Annotated in this window: 4 protein-coding genes; all 4 read left to right on the top strand. The window is 37.5% G+C overall.

What is annotated here, in order from left to right; all coding sequences use genetic code 11:
- Window positions 1–195 (top strand): NYN domain-containing protein (locus ACIR310F_RS26815; protein ID WP_231387497.1); only part of this gene is annotated, 195 nt, incomplete at its 5' end.
- 113 nt (window positions 196–308) lie between these two features.
- Window positions 309–707, top strand: coding sequence for a virulence factor (locus ACIR310F_RS0111380; protein ID WP_081677194.1), 399 nt, complete (start codon window positions 309–311; stop codon window positions 705–707).
- Between the two features lie 138 nt (window positions 708–845).
- Complete coding sequence (locus ACIR310F_RS22260; protein WP_081677585.1) at window positions 846–1,088, top strand: nucleotidyltransferase domain-containing protein; 243 nt, start codon at window positions 846–848, stop codon at window positions 1,086–1,088.
- Window positions 1,089–1,349: 261 nt separating this feature from the next.
- Window positions 1,350–2,798: a bifunctional orotidine-5'-phosphate decarboxylase/orotate phosphoribosyltransferase gene (locus ACIR310F_RS0111370; protein WP_028083935.1), complete on the top strand. Its 1,449-nt coding sequence runs from the start codon at window positions 1,350–1,352 to the stop codon at window positions 2,796–2,798.
- Window positions 2,799–2,916 lie beyond the last annotated feature (118 nt).

Genomic DNA, 2,916 nt, shown 5'->3' with positions numbered 1-2,916 from the left:
AGCTATGATAAAGCTGTATTAATTAGTGGGGATGGAGATTTTGAAAGGGCATTGACCTTATTAAGGGCGAACGGAAAACAATTTACTGTAATAGCTACCGATAAATTTATCGCAAGAGAATTAAGGAATGTTGCTGGAAGACACTATATTCGTTTTGATGATATTAGAGATAAGGTTGAGAAAACTTTATCCTAATATTTTGCTAAAGCGGATAAGTTAGATATTGAAACTTCCGCCTGATTTAGATTGCTATATTCTAAATGAAATTGCTAAACTTAAGAGGCTAAATCGTTATGTTGGTGGGATAAATGATTTCTCAAGTGGCTAAGAAATTAGACAAGACCCAAACTATTGGGCGGCAACAGTTAAGCAAGATACAGCAGGTAAATAAACAAGAAATTGGGGGAGCAAGAATGTACGCTATTGCTTTTGATATGGATATTGAATCACTGAAGCTGAACTACGGTGATCCATACAACAATGCTTATGGTGAAATTGCGAAAATTTTGCAAAGGAAAGGTTTCACTCGGCAACAAGGCAGTGTTTATTTTGGGGATACAAACACTATTAATGCTGTTACGTGTGTACTTGCTGCAATTGATTTATCTCAAAATCTCCCATGGTTTGCGGCTTCAGTTAAAGATATTCGTATGCTGAGAATTGAAGAATTTAATGACTTAATGCCCGCTGTTCAACAGAATAAGTAAGTTCGGTCTCTTCATATTTGTTTTATAAGGTGCGTTACTTTTTTAACCCACCTTTTTTGCTTGTGTGGGAGCGATCGCTGTGGTGAGGGAAGGGATTCGCATAAGATAAACTAGAGGAGAGCGATCACCCTCATAACCATGAACATTAACCTCAAACCTATTCTCACTCGCCTAAAAAAAGAACTTTATGACCTGTATGGCGAACTGACAAGTCAGCGCTTACGCTATCGCTTGCAACACCTTACCCTCTTTGGTTCTCAAGCCCGTGGTGATGCAGAACCCGGATCAGATATAGATGTGTTGGTGGTGCTGAAGTCTCCTGTTAACCCCGGTGAAGAAATCAAACGCACAGGTAAAGCGATCGCCGAGAAGTATATTTAAGTGCTAAACCTAGTGTACTGATGACTTACGCAAAATACCTCTAAAACTCTCTTCTCTTCGTGTTCTTCGCGTCTTCGTGGTTGATTATGCCGTGACTTGTGCCTTTTTGATTTATGATCAATCTGGATCAAATAAGATATCCAAGATTATTAAACGCAGATAAACGCAAATAAGCGCAGATAAAAAGAGATGTATTAATCGCCTTCATCTTTCTGTGCAGCCTCACATAAATTCGGTCTGAGAATATTACCAGGAAAATTTATGAACTTCTATGATAAGCTAAATAGAGCGATCGCCCAAAATCAAAGTTTACTGTTTGTAGGACTAGATCCTAATCCAGAAATGCTCCCTGAGCGATATTCCCATAAATCAGATCCCAAGACTATGATTGATAGTCTGTGGGATTGGTTGGAATTTACTATTGCCCAAACCACTGATTTAGTGTGTGCTTATAAACCCACTCTAGGATTTTACGAAGCTTTAGGTATTCCAGGATGGGAATTACTACAAAGAACTTTAAAAGCTATTCCTGCCCATATTCCGATTATATTAGATGCCAAACATAGCGATCTCAATACTAGTACAATTTTCGCTCAAACTGTTTTTGAAGAATGGCAGATTGATGCAATTACCTTGAGTCCTTATGCGGGACAGGATCACGTAGCACCATTTTTAGTTTATGCCGATAAAGCCGTTTTTATCTTGTGTACAACTTCCAATCCAGGTGCAGTGATTTTGCAGCAATATCCCACAGCGGAATCCCCTTTTTATTTACAAGTAGTCAAAGAAGCAAAAAATTGGGGAACACCTGAACAACTTGGTTTAGAAGTAGGAACTATTCAGCCAGACATTTTAGCAAAAATTCGCAAAGAAGCACCGGAAAGAGTAATTTTAGCCCGCAGTATTTGGTCTGAAGGTGGTAATCTGAAAAACTTACTATCAGCGGGATTAAATTATAATAGTGATGGCTTACTTCTTCCCGTTTCTCAAGATATGTTAGGAAGCGAAAATCTATCTACACAACTGCAATCTTTAAGGGCGGAAATTAATCATCTCAGAACTGAAATTTCCCAGGAAAACTCTGTTTGTTCTGTCTGGTTTCCTGATGTTTGTTTGTTAAATCAACACCCACTTTTAGATTTGATTTTACAACTTTATGACATTGGTTGTATTATGTTTGGCGAATTTGTCCAAGCTTCTGGAGATACTTTTCCCTATTATATAGACTTACGCAAAATCATTTCCAATCCCCAAATATTTCATCAAATAGTGATTGCTTATGCAGAGATTCTCAAACAACTAACTTATGATAGAATAGCGGGTATTCCTTATGGTTCTTTACCTACTGCTACTGGATTATCATTACATCTAAATTCCCCGATGATTTTTCCCCGCAAAGAAGTAAAAGCACACGGAACCCGCAAGGTAATTGAGGGTAGTTTTAATCCCGGAGAAGTTGTTGTAGTTGTTGACGATATTCTGATCAGTGGTAAAAGTGTCATGGAAGGAGCAGAAAAGTTAAAATATGCAGGATTAAATGTCAATGATATTGTGGTATTTATTGACCATGAGCAAGGTGTAAAAGACAGGTTGCGAGAAAATGGCTATCAAGCACACGCGGTTTTAACAATTTCTGAAATCACAGAAACTTTATATGCAGCAGGCCGTATTAGTGAGGAACAATTTAAAACTTTAGTAGAAACAAATTAGACATTTCTGAAGCCCTATTCTTGCCTAAGTCTTGGGTAATAATGATCAGAAAAATAGGGTAGCTAAATCCGCACTGAATTAATTTACCCAAAAAATGTTAAATTTAATTTAAGTATCA

This window comes from Dolichospermum circinale AWQC310F, from assembly GCF_000426925.1.
In the GTDB taxonomy this organism is placed as follows: Bacteria; Cyanobacteriota; Cyanobacteriia; order Cyanobacteriales; family Nostocaceae; genus Dolichospermum; species Dolichospermum circinale.
This window is presented reverse-complemented; position numbering and strand designations above follow the sequence as displayed.